This window comes from Halomonas sp. hl-4 (assembly GCF_900215475.1).
GTDB lineage: Bacteria > Pseudomonadota > Gammaproteobacteria > Pseudomonadales > Halomonadaceae > Vreelandella.
Window position 1 is genome coordinate 522,300 of sequence record NZ_LT907845.1, and the last position, 18,873, is coordinate 541,172.

Here is an 18,873-nt window from a genome sequence, read left to right on the forward strand (position 1 = left end):
TATTATTTCCACACTCCCTGCGCATTCGCTCGTTACACTGTAGGTTCTAAGCCCATACGAGGAGCTTACAGTGAATCCTTTCAAAATCGTTTTTGTTGGTGGCGTGGCCGCCCTGGTGCTTAGTAGTGCGGCGTTTGCTCAGCCTGATCATGCCCCGGCGCATGGTGCTCGGGATAAGCAGCATCAGCAAGGCCAGCATCAAGAGCACCGCCAGCGGTCATCCGACCATCGCGGCGAGCGTGATTACCGTGATGATCAGCCGCGCATTGAAGAGCGCGCACTTCAGCGCTTGCTGCGTGAGTATGGCGCGCCCCGAGCTGAGTCGCTGCCGCCCGGCATTGAGCGTAACCTGGCGCGTGGCAAGCCGTTGCCGCCGGGTATCGCCAAGCGCTTTGACGGCTCTTTAGCCAATCAGCTTCCCGACTATCCGGGTTATGAATGGCAGCGAGTGGGCGCCGATGTGGTGCTGATTGATGCGGCTACTCGTGTGGTTGTCGATATCCTGGTGGATGCTCTACGCTAACGTCTCATCCACTAATGGAGTTGCTATGTCGGCCTATACGCTCAAAGAGCGCCTGGAAATTGCCCGGTCGATTGCCGAACAGGCGGGGCAAATGATTATCGAGGCACGCCAAAACCAGTCATTTGGTCGGCACTTAAAAGCAGGTGATGAGCTAGTAACGGATGCCGATATAGCGGTAGATCGCTTTATCAGCAAGCAGTTAGCCTTGCATTTTCCTGACGAGACCCGTCTAAGTGAAGAGCTATCCCCCGACCAGGCGTTCAACGTCAGTACACCGCAGCTATGGGTCGTCGATCCGATTGATGGCACGGTTAATTTTGCCCAGGGGCTACGCCATGTGGCGGTCTCGATAGGCTGGCTGGAGAACGGGGTGGCGAAAATCGGCGTCGTCCACGCGCCGTTTTTGAATGAAACCTTTACCGCGGCCGATGGGTTTGGGGCATATTGCAATGATAAGCCGATCGCTCCCAGTGAAGCCCGTGAGCTAGCGCATAGCCTTGTGGCGACCGGTTTTCCGTACCAGCGTGAGGCTCGCGATGCCCTGTTGCCTCGCCTAGCCGCCGTATTGGCTAACTGCCGAGACATGCGTCGCAATGGGGCGGCCGCTCTGGATATTTGTGACGTCGCCTGCGGCCGCTTGGACGCTTACTATGAAAGCGTTTCGCCTTGGGATTTCGTTGCAGGCTGGGTGATTGCCCGCGAGGCGGGTGCACGTATTGGTCATCTTTACGACGTACCTGATGACGTGCCCGAGGATCTTTACTCCAAGCACTTGCTCGTCAGCGCACCCGCCATTTATTCCGCGATGGCTAATTTACTACGCGACGCAGATAGCCATGCGTAGGGCGTATTTATGAATCTTTATGGAAGACAAGCACTTGAAAAGAAAGCGCAAAAAGAGCTTTTCATTTGTTCGATAAAACGCTAGTATACGCACCGTCTTGAGGCAAGAATCGTATGCTGAGACGTACGGAGCGTGGCGCAGCTTGGTAGCGCGTTGCAATGGGGTTGCAAAGGTCGCAGGTTCGAATCCTGTCGCTCCGACCAAAATATATAAAAGTGGCCACTTAGCTCATTGCTACAGTGGCCGTTTTTATGTGTGCTTGTTGCTAGGTGACAAGCGTACGAAACACCTAGTTGGAACGGTTCCTTTTCGGTCTTTAAGACATCACTTCAAGTATCGAATGTAAAGCTGTCTAATTGCGAATCTGGATGAGTTACGCCCAACTATCTGCTATCACGCTTGTTCTAATTACGCTCAAAGTTCGTAATATCCTCCCACTGCCCAGTCGTCACGCTCGGCCTGCCCCAAGAATTGGAGCCTGGGGTGCCAGTACGGTTCGGTGCCGCATTTTATCCTATCTCGGGAGAAAAGGTTTTTCTCTTCTTGCTCCTTATGTTTCTTAGCGCACAGAACCCATTAGATTGCCAGTCTAGTGTTCCTAATTAAGAAGCACTGCGACAAGCGATCGGCTATCAGATTCCCGGTTCGACTGTTCTTACGATGACGGAAGACAAGCCTACCGGGACGATTGGAGAAGTTGAGCACGAATAATAGGACCACATTGAAGTAGGTAGGTGCGTCCTGGAAGCTGATAGCCGATTGCTCCGTGTTTTGGTCGACCCAATACTGGAATTCCAGTGCTAGACTTGATTTGAAGTTCCAGGAGAGAGCTTGTCTGCACAATGCGATTATGGACTGGAGACATATCGTGGCTGAAGATCCAAAAGCGTCAGTAAACTTAGAAAACAACCTAGCTTCGCGCTTCCCCACGGCTTACACCATTCTTTTTTGTCTGATTATGCTGATTGCTGCTCTGACCTGGATTATCCCGGCAGGGCAGTATGAACGGACTATGAATGAAGAGGTCGGTCGTGAAGTGGCAGTGCCAGGTACCTATCAAACCGTTGATCCCAATCCTCAGGGATTTGTTGAGGTCATGCTGGCCCCAACCGCCGGATTCTACGATCCCGAGAGTTACGCTGCGAATGCCATTGATGTCGCACTATTTGTGCTGTTCTTAGGGGGCTTTCTCGGCGTGATGAATGCAACCGGTGCCATTGATACCGGCATTCGTAGCGCTATGCGCCACCTAAAGGGGCATGAAATCTGGATGATTCCTATCCTGATGACGTTGTTTGCACTAGGCGGAACAACCTATGGGATGGCTGAAGAAACTCTTGCTTTCTACGCCATTCTTGTTCCCGTCATACTCGCGGCCGGATACGACGCGGTGACCGGTGTCGCTATCATTTTGGTTGGCGCGGGGATAGGCGTACTGGGCTCCACTATCAATCCTTTCGCCACCGTTATTGCGGCTAATGCTGCAGGCATCCCGTTTACCGATGGTATCGTGCTGCGTTTTATTCTGCTTATTGGCGGTCTGCTGATCTGCATTGCCTATGTCATGCGGTATGCCCACCGCGTTAAAGCAGACCCGTCCCGCTCGGTGGTTGCAAAACAGTGGGACGCCCACCGCAAACTGTTCATACAGGGACATGATGAAAATACCCATAGCGCTAGACTCACCAAGACTCAGATCATTTCGCTGATTATCTTTGGGCTGGCCTTTGTTGTCATGATCTGGGGTGTTTCGTCCCAGGGGTGGTGGATGGCGCAAATGGGCGCTTTGTTTTTTGGTGCCGCTATTGTTATTGGCATCATTGCCCGACTGGGTGAAAAGAAACTGACCGGCAGCTTTGTGGATGGTGCCCGAGATCTTCTCGGTGTTGCTCTGGTGGTTGGGCTAGCCCGTGGCATTGTGGTGATCATGGAGCAGGGCATGATTGCCGATACCATCCTCCACAGCGCAGAAGCATCGCTAGGCGGTCTGCCAGAGCTCGCTTTCATCAATCTCATGTTCTGGATTGAGATCGGCATGAGCTTTTTTGTGCCATCGTCCTCCGGGCTGGCTGTTCTTTCCATGCCGATTCTGGCACCGCTCGCCGATTTTGCGGACGTGGGACGAGATCTCGTGGTGACGGCCTACCAGTCAGCGAACGGTCTTGTAAATCTGATCAATCCCACTTTTGCAGTTGTAGTTGGTGGCCTTGCCATCGGGCGGGTGTCTTACGATCGCTGGCTCGCCTTTATCTGGCCTCTGCTGCTCATCCTAACCGTGTTTATCACCGTGATTATCAGCGTCGGAACTATGCTGTGACGCTTGGAAAAAGGACGTTTGCCATGTCTGGACAAAGCATTGGAGTGCACTCTGAAACCGGGATCCTGCGCCAGGTCATTGTCTGTCGGCCTGGCTTGGCCCACCGTCGGTTAACGCCCTCGAACTGCGATTCCCTGCTTTTTGATGATGTGTTCTGGGTAAAGCAGGCCCAGAAAGACCACGATGTATTTACCGATCTGATGCGGAGCCGCGGCATTGATGTTCTAGATGTTAATGACCTTCTGGCAGAAACGCTGGAAATTACGGAGGGTCGCGCATGGGTTCTGGGCCATCGTATCAACTGGAACTACATCGGCGTTGGCATGGTATCGGACCTTCAGGCCTGGATGAATGAACTGCCTGGTAAAGATCTGGCCGAATTCCTGATTGGCGGCCTGGAGGTCGGGGATCTTCCTTTTGACCCGACTGGGCTGTTTGGTAACCATCTTGGGCATTTCGGATTCGTGTTGCCCCCGCTGCCCAACTTTCTTTTCACCCGGGACAACAGTGCCTGGGTTTACGACGGGGTAACACTGAACCCCATGTATTGGGCAGCCCGAAAGCCGGAGACCCTTTTGATGAACGCCATCTACAAGTTTCATCCGAAATTTGCGGGCAAAGTGAAAGTACATTGGGGGGACCCCCTGAAAGACCATGGTCTGGCCACTCTGGAGGGGGGAGATATCATGCCTCTGGGTAATCGCACGGTCCTGGTGGGTATGGGCGAAAGATCCTCCCCTCAAGGCATTGGCCAGCTGTCAAAAGCACTGTTCGACGACGGTACGGTAGAACGAGTTATTGCCTGTCAGTTGCCAAAAAACCGCTCAGCAATGCACCTGGATACGGTATTTACCTTTTGTGGCGGAAACGTTGTGACCGCTTTCACGGAGGTGGCAGATGCGGTGGTCTGCTATGACCTGAGGCCGGGCGAGGGCGCCAAAACATTGGCCTTCATACAGGATTCCCGCCACCTGTTTGAAGTAGTTGCCGAGGTTCTCGGATTCCCGACGCTGGAGGTTGTGCCAACAGGCGGCAATAGCCCGCAAGAGCGTGAGCGGGAGCAATGGAACGATGGTAACAACGTGCTGGCGCTGAGCCCCGGGGTAGTTGTCGGTTATGACCGTAATGACGACACCAACGCCGCCCTGGGAGCGGCCGGCATAGAAGTGCTGGCTATTCCTGGTGCTGAACTGGGCCGCGGCAGGGGCGGCGGACGCTGCATGAGCTGCCCAACCATCAGGGATGCTGTCTGACAGTAAAGGAGAAGTACATGGCTTTTAACCTCAAGAATCGTCATTTCCTGACGCTACGGGACTTTACTCCCCGTGAGATAAGTTTTTTGCTCAAGCTTTCTGCCGACCTGAAAACTGCCAAGTACGCCGGCACAGAAGTACCGCAGTTACAAGGCAAAGACATTGCGCTGATCTTCGAAAAAAACTCCACCCGAACCAGGGTGGGATTTGAAGTTGCAGCGTTTGATCAGGGAGCCCGGGTGACCTACCTGGGGCCAACAGGTACTCATATTGGCCATAAAGAGTCGGTGAAAGACACTGCACGGGTGCTAGGCCGGGTGTATGACGCAATAGAGTACCGAGGGTTTGGCCAGTCGGTGGTTGAGGAGCTGGCCAAGTTCGCTGGCGTGCCCGTTTATAATGGCCTGACCAACGAATTCCACCCTACTCAGATACTGGCCGACTTCCTGACCATGCAGGAAAACGTTGAAAAGCCGCTGCGGGACGTAGCGTTTGTGTTCATCGGCGACGCCGCAAATAACATGGGCGACAGCCTGCTGATCGGGGGTGCGAAGATGGGTATGGATGTCCGTATGTGTGCCCCTAAAGCTTGCTGGCCAAGCGAGGCAATTCAGAAGGAAGCCCAGGCCATTGCCACTGACACCGGCGCGAGGATCATGATCACTGAAGACACTGATGCCGCTGTCGCGGGCGTGGATTTCGTCTATACCGACGTGTGGGTGTCAATGGGTGAGCCTAAGGAAAAGTGGGCGGAACGGATCAAGCTGCTTCAGCCTTATCAGGTGAATACGGCTCTGATGGAGAAAACCGGTAACCCCAGGGCAAGATTTATGCATTGTCTGCCAGCCTTCCACAACACCGAAACCACTGTCGGGAAGGAGATGGAGGCGGAGTTCAAGATTAATGCCATGGAAGTTACTGATGAAGTCTTCGAAAGCCCCGCTTCAATCGTATTTGATCAGGCGGAGAACCGAATGCATACCATCAAGGCGGTTCTCGTTGCCACTCTTGGAAGCTGATAGGGAGAGTCACACATGCTGGTAGTTGCAGCTCTGGGCGGCAATGCCCTGTTGCGTCGCGGTGAACCACTGACCGCTGAGGCTCAACGAGCAAATGTGAAGGTTGCCGCCGAATCACTGGCCAAAATCGTCCGGGCAGGCCATCAGCTGGTGATCACTCATGGCAACGGCCCGCAGGTAGGCCTGCTGGCGCTGCAGGGTGCGGCTTACAAATCTGAAGAAGCCTATCCATTGGACGTGCTTGGCGCCGAAACCGAAGGCATGATTGGGTATGTCATCGAACAGGAGCTGGAAAATGCTCTTGAACATGACCGGCCGGTAGCAACTCTGCTTACCCAGGTAGTGGTAGACAAGGACGATCCTGCTTTCAGCAAACCCACGAAATTTATCGGTCCAGTGTATGGCAGAGAAGAGGCCGAAGCCAGAGCTGAAGCGGCAGGTTGGAAGATAGCTCAGGACGGTGATAAGTGGCGGCGAGTCGTGCCCTCGCCCAAACCTTTGGAGATACCCGACATGCGGGTGCTGAAACTGCTGCTGGAGCAGGGCGTTGTGGTGATCTGCGCAGGGGGCGGGGGCATTCCCGTTCTTCGCCTTGATGATGGCAGCATGATCGGCGTGGAAGCTGTGATCGATAAAGATGCTGCGAGCGCACTGCTGGCCCGCCAACTGGGTGCCGATGCCTTATTACTCCTCACAGATGTGGATGCCATCTATCGCGATTTCGGAATGGACTCCGCTGAACCGATCAATGAATTAACTCTTGCTGAAGCCAGAGAACTTGACCTGCCGGCCGGCTCAATGGATCCCAAAATGGCGGCAGCGGGCAACTTCGCCGAAAGCGGTGGTGTCAGTGGCATTGGTAGGCTGAGGGATGCTCTCGCAATTCTTGAGCGCCGGGCAGGTACCTGTGTTGTCCGTTGATAACTTACCCGTCCAGTCTCCAGAACAGCACTGGCACACAGTGGATGCCTTCGGTACCAGAGAGCAACTGGAAGCAACAGCGCCTCTTAGTGGTGAGGAAGCCGCCGCGCGACTTGCAGTCTATGGCCCTAATCGTCTTCCGGAAGGAAAGGCAAGCGGGCCCATTGCTAGACTCATTCGCCAGCTCCGCAACTTCCTGATATACGTTCTTTTGGCTGCGTCGGCTATTACAGGGGCACTTGGCCACTGGGTAGATGCTGGGGTCATCATGGCTGTGGTTGTGATCCAGACGCTTGTGGGCTTTATCCAGGAAGGCAAGGCCGAGCAGGCATTGTCCGCCATTGGACACATGCTGGCACCGAAGGCACGTGTAGTCCGTGAGGATGGCCAGCATCAAATTAACGCCGCTGACCTGGTGCCCGGAGACACGGTGCTATTGGAACCCGGCGATCGCGTACCGGCGGATACCCGCCTGGAAAAATGCCATAACTTGAAGATCGAGGAAGCCATCCTTACGGGTGAATCCGTAGCGGTAGAGAAATCCCCGGAACCGGTGGAGAAAGAGGCGGCGCTGGGTGACCAAACCAGCATGGCGTTTTCCGGCACCATGGTATCTACGGGTACCGGGCGTGGCGTGGTGGTTCGCACCGGAGCGTCGACGGAGATTGGTCGTATCTCTGGTCTGTTGGCACGGACCACGTCTCTAAAAACACCCTTGGTAGAACAGATGGACCGCTTTGCCAAAATCTTGTCCATCATTGTGGTCATTGCCGGTGCGGTCATATTTGCCGGGGGGCTGGTCTTCAGTGACCTGCCTTTCCGAGAGCTGTTCATGGCTGTTGTAGGGCTGACGGTGGCCGCTATTCCAGAGGGATTACCGGCCATACTGACCATCACCTTGGCGATAGGTGTCCGCCAGATGGCTAGACGAAAGGCCGTGGTACGTCGAATGCCCGTCCTTGAGTCACTGGGGGCGGTATCAGTAATTTGTTCCGACAAAACCGGCACGCTCACTCGCAATGAAATGGTGGTGACCACAGCAGTGGTGGGCAAGCAGCGACTTGACATAACCGGTGAGGGTTATGAACTGGAGGGGGTCGTAAGCCAGAATAGCAAGCCCGTGGATATCACCGGGGCGCTGGAGGAGCTGGCTCGGGCCGCCGGGCTTTGCAACGATGCCCACCTTGATTTTCGAGAAAAGCAGCCGCGTATTCAGGGCGATCCTATGGAGGCAGCCCTGAAAGTTTTTGCTCACAAGGCGGCGTTTGATATTGAAGGTAGTGCACATGATTGGCCCCGCAGAGATGAAATCCCTTTCGACACCCAGACCCGTTTTATGGCCACTCTTAACCATGATCACCATGGCCACAGCATGGTGTACGTCAAGGGTGCTCCGGAGCGCATCCTGGACATGTGCGAGGTGGAAGTGACAGAAAACGATGGTACCGCTGCCCTTGAGCGTTCTTGGTGGGACCAGATGATTGCCGATTTGGCATCGGATGGATTGAGGGTACTAGCCTTGGCCCGGAAACCCGTTTCCCGAGGCACGGCCGATCTCGCAGTGGAGGATATTGGCACCGGCGTAGAACTTCTGGGCCTAGTGGGGTTGCTGGATCCGCCCCGGCAAGAAGCAATACGCGCCATCTCCGACTGCCATGCGGCGGGTATCCGAGTAAAGATGATTACTGGGGATCATGCTCTGACGGCGGGGGCCATTGCGAGAAGACTGGGGCTGCGTAACAGCGAGCGTGTTTTGACCGGAATGGATTTGGATGATCTCACCACTGATGAGTTGCAACAACTAGTGACTGAAGTAGATGTGTTCGCGCGCACTAGCCCGGAGCATAAACTGAGATTGGTCGAAGCCCTCCAGGCACAGCATGGGGTTGTTGCCATGACCGGAGACGGTGTCAATGACGCCCCGGCCCTGAAGCGGGCCGATGTGGGAATTGCCATGGGTGTGAAGGGATCAGAAGCAGCGCGTGAGGCCTCATCCGTGGTATTGCTGGACGATAATTTTGCCAGCATAGTTGCGGCCATTCGCGAGGGGCGATCAGTTTATACTAATTTGAAAAAGGGCATTGCGTTCATGCTGCCAATTAATGGCGGTGAGTCCATCAGCCTTATCATCGCTTTATTACTGGGACTCGCGTTACCGATTTCGCCGCTGCAGATTCTCTGGGTCAACATGGTCAGCGCTGTTGTATTGGCAATGACCCTGGCTTTTGAGCCACCAGAACCGGATGTCATGAAACGCCCGCCCCTGCCGAGAGAACAGTCCTTGCTGCAAGGCTTCTTGATCTGGCGGGTAATTTTCGTGTCACTACTGTTTCTAACAGGCATTTTCGGCGCCTGGTTCTTTGCCATGCACCACTATGACGACCAAAGTATAGCTCGCACCCTGGCCGTCAATACTTTAGTAGCCATGGAGGTGTTTTATCTGTTCGCTGTGCGCTATCTCGACACACCGTCTATTACGCTTCGTGGTGTTTTGGGCACTCCTATTGTATTACTTGCAGTAGCGGCAATCGTAGTTTTGCAACTTCTGTTTACTTATTTGCCTTGGTTCCATAACACTTTTGAAACTAGTGCCTTATCCCTGGAAATGCTGGTCTTAGCTTGTCTAGCCGGAGTGGCGGTGCTGGTGATTTTGGAAATCGAAACCTGGGTTCGCAGGCGCCTATGGCCGGTCAGGTTAAACGAGCATGCGAATGCACCAACTAAAGCGCATGTAAAATAAAATTAGACTTGAGGCATTAATGTTTTAGCATGCCTGAGAATTGATCCGAGGGTTCGAAGTGCCGCTCAACCAGTGCATTGTCACGATTTATGTCGGACACAAAAGCAGATAGATTACGTTTTCCGGTTTGGGCTCCGCACAAGCCTAATTGTGCTGCCTGTTAAGGTGCTTAATTGAGAAAGCGTTCTCTTGGGTCGAATGAGCATGGTGATGGAATGTTGAAATGCTTCGTACTTTCAGTTCTCTTGCTAAGCCAAAAGCATAAGGCAGACTGACAGCTGGTCGACCATCAGTGCAATATCAGAGGTTTCGATGATCGTTGTTAAGCAGTTCGCTTACAAGGCGATTCTAATATAGACCTGGGCTAGGGTGGGGTGACGTTGACGCTTTCACCGTTCAGGGCCAAGGTGCGCTTAAATTGGCAGCCCTTGATTATACTTTGTATGCCAGCTCGTCGTGCTCGTGCCGGCTGATGCACTCACTTCTACGTAACATTCCCGCCGACATCTCCCCCTGATTGATAAGCTGCTCAAGCGCTTTGCCGGTTAGCTTCATTTTCCCGTGGTTTCCATGCTTGGTCTCTTATTTTCTAGGCGACGTCACCCCATCTTCAGTAGCACCCGGGTTTAGAGTCAGAAATAACTTTATCGTGTTTTACCACCAGTTGCTCGGCATAGGCTGACGGTGTCAGCCCTCCAAGACTCTTCTTCGGTCTTTCTTCGTTGTACTCCCGCCGCCATGCCTCGATGACAACCTGGGCGTGTTGAAGGCTGGTGAACCAATGCTCATTTAGGCATTCATCTCGAAAGCGCCCATTGAACGATTCGATGTAGGCGTTTTGGTTGGGTTTTCCAGGTTCGATTAAAAACAGGGCAACGCCACGTAGATGCGCCCATGACAGCATGGCGCGCCCACAGAACTCCTTTCCATTATCCGTACGAATGGCGCTCGGTAGGCCACGTTCTACAGCCAGGTGATCCAGAATACGTGTTAAAAACAGTCCGCCAATGGCACGTTCAGGCACGATTGCCACGGCTTCATGGGTGGCGTCATCGACAACCGTGAGGCTCTTTATCACTCGTCCGTCTGCCGTCCGGTCAAACACAAAATCCATTGACCAGACCTGATTGGCGACACCCGGGCGACCAAGTGGCTTTCGCTCAGACATGGGAACCTTCTTGCGCTTGCGACGCTTCACCTGCAAGCGAGCTTCCGCCTACAGACGCTCAACACGCTTGTGATTGACCGGCTCTCCGGCCTGACGCAGCTTCAGGTAGATCATGCCAGCGCCATAGCGACGATGCCGGTGTGCTAAGGCAACAATGCGTTCACGCAATGTCTCATTGCGGTCAGGGGCCGGCTGGTAGCGCAATGCACTGGCACTCATACGAATGACACGGAGCGCTCTGCGCTCACTCAGGCCACGTGACACCATAAAGCGCACCACGTCTCGGCGTGCCGGGGCGCTCACCACTTTTTTCTCAGCGCCTCGCGAGTGACCTCCATCTCCAGTAGCGACTCTGCGAGCAGCTTTTTCAAGCGTCCATTTTCGGCTTCGAGTTCTTTGAGTCGCTTGGCATCGGGGACACTCATGCCGCCAAACTTGCTGCGCCATAGATAGTAACTGGCTTCTGAGAAACCGTGCCGACGGCACAGCTCTTTGATGGGCAGTCCCGCTTCGGCTTCGGCCAAGAAGCCAATGATCTGTTCTTCGCTGAAACGCTTCTTCATGTCCAATCTCCTTACCCATAGGATCGGACTCTAAAGTGTAGCGCTACTCAATCAGGGGGTGACGTCGTAGGTAGCAAATAGGTAGCAGGAGCTGAATATAATAGGGTACAGAGGGAAACAATGGGAAAACTATAATTCATGATTAATTTAATATTTTCAATATTTTAATGTTGCTTCTTGTTTCTGTTAGTTCCTGCTTAAATTTGGGGTAAACGGAATGGGGTTGCAAAGGTCGCAGGTTCGAATCCTGTCGCTCCGACCAAAACATATAAAAGTGGCCACTAGCTAATAAAGCAAGTGGCCTTTTTTATGGGGGAAGTATAACGCTCAGCGCAACTGCTAGCGTTGTTCCTGGGGAGATGCTTCCTCTTCGTTCTCGACCGGTTCGAGGGGGTTACCATCCTCGTCAAGGAATTGGTGGTCGTATGCTGCCTGAAGGCCTGTTTCTTCGGGTTCTCCCTCTTGCGGCTCGTCGTCTTCTGTCAAATAGTCAATGTGGCCTGGATAGATAGGTGAGAGCACCGCCATCAGAATGCCGATGACGCAGAATATTGAAAAAGCATCGGCATAGCCGAACTCGCCGACCAGCATGCCGACCACTGGAGAGCCGGCGGCCTGTCCCAGCGCGCAGGCCATGAAAGGCAGTACCGGGCCCATTGATGGGCGGCCCGGCAATAGGCGGATGCCGGTCATCAGATACAACCCTGTCAAACTCATGTAGGCAAGGCCGAATATCAAAGCGGAAAACATCGCCAGGGCCAACTCGTCAGGGCTGGCGGCCAGTAGCACAAGGCTCGACGACAGCATCATAAGCATCAATGCTTGCGTAATGGGGGGATTATTTCGATCAGCTAAATCGCTGATCACAGCACCTCCAAGACCAGCAATGCCGGCTGCAAACCATAGCCAGCCTGTAAAGGCGGAAGGCAACTCGCCCAGCTTAACCACTAAGTCCGGAGCGAAAATCCAGTACGGCGCAGATACAAAACCCATCGCGAAGGCGAACAGCGAAAGCCGGGTAAGGCGCGACCACTGCTGCCGAGTCACGGGCGGTGGGGGCGCCGCGTTGGCGGGAATAACCCGTGAGACCGAGGGGATAAAAAACCATGCTGCCACGACTCCAGTGCCTGCCAGTACGGCAAAGGTTGTGTAGGTAAAACGCCATGCATCTGCAAGAAACACGACGGTGGGCACCGCCACGATGATGCCGATACTGGTGCCGGCGTTCATAATCGAGCTAACGCGCCCGTGCATCGAACGGCTAACCATTACCTGCATGGCGGAGGTAAGCGCCGGCATCATCAAACCCGTACAGATGCCGCAAATAAACACACCAATAGACAGCGATAGGGCGTCTGAGGACCGGCTTATCAGTGCAAGGCCGCCAACACCCAAACACCCCGAGAGCATTGCCAGGTTGCGAGCCCCGAGGCGATTAGCGGCAAGCGGTGCCACCATCGTGGCAAGCACGAAACTGACAAATGGCAATGCGCCGATGATGCCGACGACATATGCTGACAGATCCAACTCGTTACTGATGGACGGCACGAACAAGCCAAACGCAAAGCGCGCAAGTCCGTAACTGATTGCAACGAGAGCGGCCCCAAAGAGGGCAAACCCCATATTTGATAAAGGCTTCATACAGGCCTCCAGCGTTGCGTTTGGCTGAACTCTAATTGGCCGGTGAATTGTCTCAGTGACATCGCTGATGAGCAATGCAATAAGACTTCTTTGTGTATGGGGAGAAGTAGATCCGGAGAAGCTAGGCTTCAGCTGAATCATAATGCCGCCAGATTTTATTCTCAGGCGGCATTATGGGTATGCGGCATATTTCATGTGCAGATAATAAGCCTTGTAGACTTATTATCTTGGGCATTAGCCTTGCGACTGATGATCGGCGAGGGCGGCGGCAACCGCTTCTTCCCACTCTCCTTCGCTAATGCCCCAGTGCTTCATTTCAGCTTGATCGGGGCTTCCTTTGGCGGCAGTTTCGAGCTCATCTTTCGAATGCCTTTCAAAACAATGCTTGGCGAACGCCTTGGTTTTGCCATCACTTAACTGATTAATCATGTCCATATTGATCTCCTATCCGTGGTGAACCCTAAATGGCTAATCAGACTAGCCTAGTGTAGCGAGTTGGCGGTGTTTTGCCCGCCCTGTCACGTCAAAACGTAACAAGGAGTGTAATCCTGCCCGTCGAGTTTCATCCGCCCCTGCGCTACAAACGAGCTTAGCAGTTCATCTAAACGCAGCATAAGCTCAGGCTCGGCATTAAGCACGAAAGGGCCGTGTGCCTCTATGGCGCGGATACCTTGCTCTTTGACGTTACCCGCAACGATGCCCGAGAAAGCGCGTCGTAAGTTGGCGGCGAGCTCATGGGTCGGCTGTTGGCGGTGAAGCGCCAAGGCGCGCATGGCATCGTGTGTGGGATCGAAAGGGGCCTGGAAGTCACGGGCAACCGTTAAGCGCCAGTTATAGTAAAAGGCGTCCTGGTGGGTGCGGCGGAATTCGGTGATTTCATCGATGCTTTGGCGCATCTGGCGTGCGACGGCTACCGGGTCGCCGGTGATGATGGTGTAAAAGCGTCGAATGTCTTCGCCAAGGGTATACACCAGAAATTCGTCAATTTTTTCAAAGTAGGCCGCTGAATTGGCCGGACCGGTTAGGATCAGCGGAAACGGCATATCTTGATTCGAGGGATGTAACAGAATACCCAGCAGGTAAAGGATTTCTTCCGCGGTACCGACACCCCCGGGGAAAACAATAATACCGTGGCCCAATCGTACGAACGCCTCAAGGCGTTTTTCGATATCGGGCATGACCACAAGCTCGTTGACGATAGGATTAGGCGCTTCGGCCGCAATGATGCCCGGCTCTGAAATGCCTAGATAGCGGCCATCGCGGCGACGCTGCTTGGCGTGGGCCACGTTGGCGCCTTTCATAGGGCCTTTCATGGCGCCGGGGCCGCAGCCTGTGCAAATATCCAAGTCGCGCAAGCCCAAGTGGTAACCGACGTCTTTAGTGTACTCGTACTCTTCCCGAGAAATGGAGTGGCCGCCCCAGCAAACCACCAGGCTAGGGTCACGGCCAGGTTTGAGCGTGCCCGCTTTGCGTAAAATATGAAACACCGCGTTAGTGGTACCTTCGGCGGTGGTGAGGTCAAAACGATCGTGGCGTTGGATTTCGTTGTAAATATAAACGATATCGCGGATTACCGATGAAAGGTGTTCCCGAATACCGCGAATCATGCGCCCATCAACGAAGGCTTCGGCGGGAGCATTGGTCAATTTTAAACGAATGCCACGATCCTGCTGAAGCACTTCAATATCAAAGTCTTTATAGGCTTCTAAAATTGCTAAGCTGTCGTCAGTCGGACTACCGCAGTTAAGCACGGCTAATGCGCAGCGCCTAAGTAAATCATGCAGTCCGCTTTTTGACGTGCGGTGCAGTCGATTGACTTCGTGTTGTGAGAGAACTTCAAGGCTGCCTTCAGGCGAGATAATGCTGGAAATAGTGTCGCGCGGTTGAGCGTTGTGGGTCATTAGTGGTGCAGTTCCTGACGGTGTGAGGTCTTATCGCATACTATCACGCTCCTTAAGTAGGTACACCGTCAGAGCCCTGCGGGCAGTATGATATGATAAGTACCATTGCTAACCCGATGATGCCCAACATGTTTAATGCGCAATATTTTCGAACGTACATCACCTTAGTAGAAACTGGCAGTTTTACACGCACGGCGCAGCGACTTGATATGACGCAGCCGGGGGTGAGCCAGCATATTCGCAAGTTGGAGCGTTATTTAAATAAGATCTTATTAGAACGGCGTGGCCGAAGTTTTACGTTAACCGAGTCGGGACGTCGTGCTTACGACTATGCGTTAAAACTATTTGCTGAGCACGAGCAATTTCGTCACGCGTTAGATGACGATTTGCTGGATAGCGGCGAATGCCGTATTGCGTCACCGGGTAGCGTTGGCCTGATGTTTTACCCGTATATCTTGGGCCAGCAGCAAAGACATCCCAATTTAACCGTTAGCTATAGTTTCGCGTTTAACCACGAGATCGTAAATGATTTATTAGAAGGACGTTACGATATCGGGATCGTCACCGAAGCAGTCAATCATCCAGATTTGGCATGCCAAATCTGGCACCAGGAACCGCTGTGTTTGGTCGTGCCTGCTGATTTTGCCGAAGGTACACTTTCGGACCTAATGGGCATTGGGTTTCTTAACTATTACGATGGCATCAATCACGCCAACGCCCTATTGCGCGCCAACTATCCCGATGATTTTCGATCGATGACGCATTTCCGGCACCAGGGCTTCACTAATGAAGTCAGCATGGTATTGGATGCCGTTGCGCGGGGGCTGGGTTTTACGGTGGTGTCTCGCCTGGTGCTTGAGACATCCCCCTGGCAGCGCCAGGTGAAGGCGCTTAACCTTCCCAATACGGTTAATGAAGTATTGTATTTACTGCGGCGGCAAGATTCCGTGCTTCCCAAGCGGTATGAAAAGCTACTCGACGGTTTTCACCAGCAGCGGCTGCAGGAAAAAACGCCTTGAGGCTCGCTGGGATACAGGAAGCCTCAAGGCGGTCAGGCTGCTGATTGAGCCGTTATTCGTCGCGGTACTCGTCAATTGGGGGGGCAAGAGCAAATCAACTGGCGGTCACCAAAGACGTTATCCACTCGATTCACCGCCGGCCAGTATTTCGACGCCTTGACGGCTTCAGTAGGGAAGGCGCCCAGTTCGCGGTTGTAAGGGCGCTGCCATTCGGTGTCGATAATATCGGCCTGGGTGTGCGGCGCATTTACCAGCGGGTTATTGTCCAGCGGCCATTCGCCCTGTTCGACACGAGTAATCTCTTCGCGAATAGCGATCATGGCATCGCAGAATCGATCAATTTCGTAGAGCGATTCCGACTCGGTGGGTTCGATCATCAGCGTGCCCGGCACGGGGAATGACATGGTCGGGGCGTGGAAGCCGTAATCCATCAAGCGCTTGGCGATATCTTCTTCACTGATGCCAGACGCCGCCTTGAGTGGACGAATATCAATGATACATTCATGGGCCACCGTGCCGTTCTGGCCGCGATATAGAATCGGGTAGGCCGCTTCAAGCCGCTTGGCAATATAGTTGGCGTTTAAAATGGCCAGCTCGGTTGCTTCGCGCAACCCGCGTGCGCCCATCATTTTAATATAGGCCCAGGAAATCGGCAGAATGGAAGCACTGCCAAACGCCGCAGCGGATACGGCGCCGCTCTCTGGATTGACACCGTTTATCGGCGTGACGACATGGTTGGACACGTAGGGCGCCAAATGGGCTTTAACGCCGATGGGCCCCATGCCAGGGCCGCCGCCACCGTGTGGGATGCAGAACGTTTTGTGCAGATTGAGGTGAGACACGTCGCCACCAAAATCGCCGGGCCGCGTTAATCCTACCTGGGCGTTCATGTTGGCCCCGTCGATATACACCTGGCCGCCATTATCGTGAACGATCTGGCAGGCTTCACGCACGCTGGTTTCGAAGACACCGTGAGTGGACGGGTAGGTGAGCATGATGGCGGAGAGCTGCTCGCTGTGCTGTTCTGCCTTTTGGCGCAGGTCCGCCAGGTCGATATTGCCGTTTGCGTCGCATTCGACCACCACCACTTTCATTTGCACCATCGCCGCCGATGCCGGATTGGTGCCGTGGGCGGAGCTGGGTATTAAGCAAACATTACGATGGCCTTCGCCTTGGGCATCTTGGTAGCGCCGAATTGCCACTAGCCCGGCATATTCACCTTGAGCACCAGAGTTGGGCTGCATGGAAATATGGTCATAGCCTGTCACTTCGACTAAGAAGGCGGCTAGCTCATCAATCATCTGATGGTAGCCTGCCGTCTGTTCGCGAGGGGCAAACGGGTGAATATGGGCAAAGGCCGGCCAGGAAACGGGAATCATCTCGCTGGTGGCGTTGAGCTTCATGGTGCACGAGCCAAGCGGAATCATCGCGTGTGCAAGCGATAAATCTTTATTTTCCAACCGCTTCAAGTAGCGCAGCATTTCGGTTTCGCTGCGGTAGCGCTTAAACGTCGGGTGGGTCAGGAAATCGCTTTCGCGCTGGTAAGCGCTAGGTATGCCTGAAATACGTTCAGCAACAATCTGTTCGTCAAGGGTGGCGACTGAAAGGCCATGCTCATCGCCAAGTAGTACATCAAAGAGCGTCGCCACATCATGAGCCGTAGTGGTTTCGTCCAGGCTGATGCCTACGTCGCCGTTGGCAAAGTAGTGTAGGTTGATATCGTGGGTCATGGCGCGGCCGTGAATCTTACCTGCGTCTACCTCGGTCAAACGCAGCGTATCGAACCAGGTGTCGTGGCCCAGTCGAACTCCCGACTGCTGAAGGCCATGCGCCAGCAAGGTAGTCAAGCGATGTACGCGCCCGGCAATTTTACGCAGCCCTTCGGCACCATGGTAAGTGGCATAGAAGCCAGCAATATTGGCCAGCAGTGCCTGAGCGGTACAGATGTTCGACGTGGCCTTTTCGCGGCGGATGTGCTGCTCGCGGGTTTGCATCGCCATGCGCAGCGCCGTATTGCCGCGGCTGTCCTTGGACACGCCAATAATCCGGCCAGGAATTGACCGCTTGAGCTTGTCCGACGTGGCAAAAAACGCGGCGTGGGGGCCACCAAAGCCCATGGGAACCCCAAAGCGCTGGGAGTTACCCACCACAATGTCGGCGCCGAGAGCGCCCGGTTCTCTAAGCAGCACCAAGCTTAGCAAGTCGGTGGCGACACAGGTCATGATTGAGCGGTCAGCCGCCGCACGGATCAGCGGTGCCAAATCGCTGATCTCGCCGCTGGCGGTGGGGTACTGCAGTAAAGCGCCAAACACATCATGCTCGGCAACCGAGTCTGCGGGCCCCGTGATCAGTTCAAAGCCAAAAAAGTTGGCGCGGGTCTTCACCACGTCCAGGGTTTGTGCAAAGACATCGTCAGCGACAAAAAATGCATTGGACTTGCTTTTCTTGTTGGCCCGCTTGCACAGCGCCATGGCTTCTGCGGCCGCGGTGGCCTCATCCAGCAGCGACGCATTGGCCAGTTCCATGCCGGTCAAATCCATCACGACCTGCTGGAAATTGAGTAGCCCCTCGAGACGGCCCTGGGAAATTTCCGGCTGATAGGGCGTGTAGGCGGTGTACCAGCCTGGATTTTCCAGCACGTTGCGCTGAATCACCGCGGGCATGTGGGTGCCGTAATACCCCTGGCCGATATAGCTTTTGGCGACCCGGTTTTGACGCGCCAGCTGGCTCAGGTAATCAAGCGCTTCGGCTTCGCTTCTGGAGTCGTCCAGGGCAAGTTCTCGGCCCAGGCGGATGTCGCCCGGAATGGTTTGCTCGATCAGGTCATCCATGCGCTGAAGGTCGAGCGCTTTTAACATTGTGGACGCGTCATCGGCGTTGGGGCCATTGTGACGTTTGATAAAAGCATCGTGGTCAGCCAGTTCGGCTAATCGGCGAGTTTCAAAAGGCATGGAGAAAATTCCG

At 54.2% G+C, this 18,873-nt stretch carries 11 protein-coding genes, 1 tRNA gene and 2 pseudogenes; 9 read left to right on the top strand and 5 right to left on the bottom strand.

Features of this window, described 5'->3' with window-relative positions; all coding sequences use genetic code 11:
* Nucleotides 1-70: 70 nt before the first annotated feature.
* From CPH17_RS02635 to CPH17_RS02670, 8 genes are all read left to right on the top strand, one after another.
* Nucleotides 71-523 carry an anti-virulence regulator CigR family protein gene (locus CPH17_RS02635; RefSeq protein WP_074396448.1) on the top strand — a complete coding sequence of 151 codons (453 nt, stop codon included), beginning with the start codon at nucleotides 71-73 and terminating at the stop codon, nucleotides 521-523.
* Between the two features lie 25 nt (nucleotides 524-548).
* Nucleotides 549-1,367: an inositol monophosphatase family protein gene (locus CPH17_RS02640; RefSeq protein ID WP_074396447.1), complete on the top strand. Its 819-nt coding sequence runs from the start codon at nucleotides 549-551 to the stop codon at nucleotides 1,365-1,367.
* 126 nt (nucleotides 1,368-1,493) lie between these two features.
* Nucleotides 1,494-1,570 (top strand) — tRNA-Pro (locus tag CPH17_RS02645).
* A 665-nt stretch (nucleotides 1,571-2,235) separates the two neighbouring features.
* Nucleotides 2,236-3,684 carry a YfcC family protein gene (locus CPH17_RS02650; RefSeq protein ID WP_231896436.1) on the top strand — a complete coding sequence of 483 codons (1,449 nt, stop codon included), beginning with the start codon at nucleotides 2,236-2,238 and terminating at the stop codon, nucleotides 3,682-3,684.
* A 23-nt stretch (nucleotides 3,685-3,707) separates the two neighbouring features.
* The gene (locus CPH17_RS02655) at nucleotides 3,708-4,937 is read left to right on the top strand and encodes an arginine deiminase (RefSeq protein ID WP_074396445.1); all 1,230 of its coding nucleotides are present in this window, start codon (nucleotides 3,708-3,710) and stop codon (nucleotides 4,935-4,937) included.
* Between the two features lie 17 nt (nucleotides 4,938-4,954).
* Entirely contained in the window at nucleotides 4,955-5,956 is a 1,002-nt protein-coding gene (gene argF, locus CPH17_RS02660) for an ornithine carbamoyltransferase (RefSeq protein WP_074396444.1), read from the top strand.
* 15 nt (nucleotides 5,957-5,971) lie between these two features.
* Nucleotides 5,972-6,877: a carbamate kinase gene (gene arcC, locus CPH17_RS02665; RefSeq protein WP_074396443.1), complete on the top strand. Its 906-nt coding sequence runs from the start codon at nucleotides 5,972-5,974 to the stop codon at nucleotides 6,875-6,877.
* Complete coding sequence (locus tag CPH17_RS02670) at nucleotides 6,864-9,617, top strand: HAD-IC family P-type ATPase (RefSeq protein ID WP_074398499.1); 2,754 nt, start codon at nucleotides 6,864-6,866, stop codon at nucleotides 9,615-9,617. Before arcC ends, CPH17_RS02670 begins: the two co-directional genes overlap by 14 nt.
* 610 nt (nucleotides 9,618-10,227) lie before the next feature.
* Here the strand turns inward: CPH17_RS02670 and CPH17_RS02675 are convergent.
* From CPH17_RS02675 to ppnN, 4 genes and pseudogenes are all read right to left on the bottom strand, one after another.
* Nucleotides 10,228-11,348: pseudogene (locus CPH17_RS02675) on the bottom strand (IS3 family transposase).
* 339 nt (nucleotides 11,349-11,687) lie between these two features.
* Nucleotides 11,688-12,989: an MFS transporter gene (locus CPH17_RS02680; protein ID WP_074396442.1), complete on the bottom strand. Its 1,302-nt coding sequence runs from the start codon at nucleotides 12,987-12,989 to the stop codon at nucleotides 11,688-11,690.
* 234 nt (nucleotides 12,990-13,223) lie between these two features.
* On the bottom strand, nucleotides 13,224-13,424 hold the full coding sequence (locus CPH17_RS02685; RefSeq protein ID WP_074396441.1) for a hypothetical protein: 201 nt from the start codon (nucleotides 13,422-13,424) through the stop codon (nucleotides 13,224-13,226).
* An 83-nt stretch (nucleotides 13,425-13,507) separates the two neighbouring features.
* Nucleotides 13,508-14,890, bottom strand: a complete 1,383-nt coding sequence (gene ppnN, locus CPH17_RS02690; protein WP_074396440.1) for a nucleotide 5'-monophosphate nucleosidase PpnN — start codon at nucleotides 14,888-14,890, stop codon at nucleotides 13,508-13,510.
* A 128-nt stretch (nucleotides 14,891-15,018) separates the two neighbouring features.
* On the opposite strand from ppnN, the gene CPH17_RS02695 reads away from it, so the two are divergent.
* Nucleotides 15,019-15,909 carry a LysR family transcriptional regulator gene (locus CPH17_RS02695; RefSeq protein WP_096300882.1) on the top strand — a complete coding sequence of 297 codons (891 nt, stop codon included), beginning with the start codon at nucleotides 15,019-15,021 and terminating at the stop codon, nucleotides 15,907-15,909.
* 52 nt (nucleotides 15,910-15,961) lie between these two features.
* Here the strand turns inward: CPH17_RS02695 and gcvP are convergent.
* Nucleotides 15,962-18,860, bottom strand: a pseudogene (gene gcvP, locus CPH17_RS02700) (aminomethyl-transferring glycine dehydrogenase).
* Nucleotides 18,861-18,873: the final 13 nt, after the last annotated feature.

Coding starts and splice junctions, on each gene's coding strand:
- CPH17_RS02640 (WP_074396447.1), top strand. CDS start 549: ATGTCGGCCTATACGCTCAAAGAGCGCCTGGAAATTGCCCGGTCGATT.
- CPH17_RS02655 (WP_074396445.1), top strand. CDS start 3,708: ATGTCTGGACAAAGCATTGGAGTGCACTCTGAAACCGGGATCCTGCGC.
- argF (WP_074396444.1), top strand. CDS start 4,955: ATGGCTTTTAACCTCAAGAATCGTCATTTCCTGACGCTACGGGACTTT.
- arcC (WP_074396443.1), top strand. CDS start 5,972: ATGCTGGTAGTTGCAGCTCTGGGCGGCAATGCCCTGTTGCGTCGCGGT.
- CPH17_RS02680 (WP_074396442.1), bottom strand. CDS start 12,989: ATGAAGCCTTTATCAAATATGGGGTTTGCCCTCTTTGGGGCCGCTCTC.
- CPH17_RS02685 (WP_074396441.1), bottom strand. CDS start 13,424: ATGGACATGATTAATCAGTTAAGTGATGGCAAAACCAAGGCGTTCGCC.
- ppnN (WP_074396440.1), bottom strand. CDS start 14,890: ATGACCCACAACGCTCAACCGCGCGACACTATTTCCAGCATTATCTCG.
- CPH17_RS02695 (WP_096300882.1), top strand. CDS start 15,019: ATGTTTAATGCGCAATATTTTCGAACGTACATCACCTTAGTAGAAACT.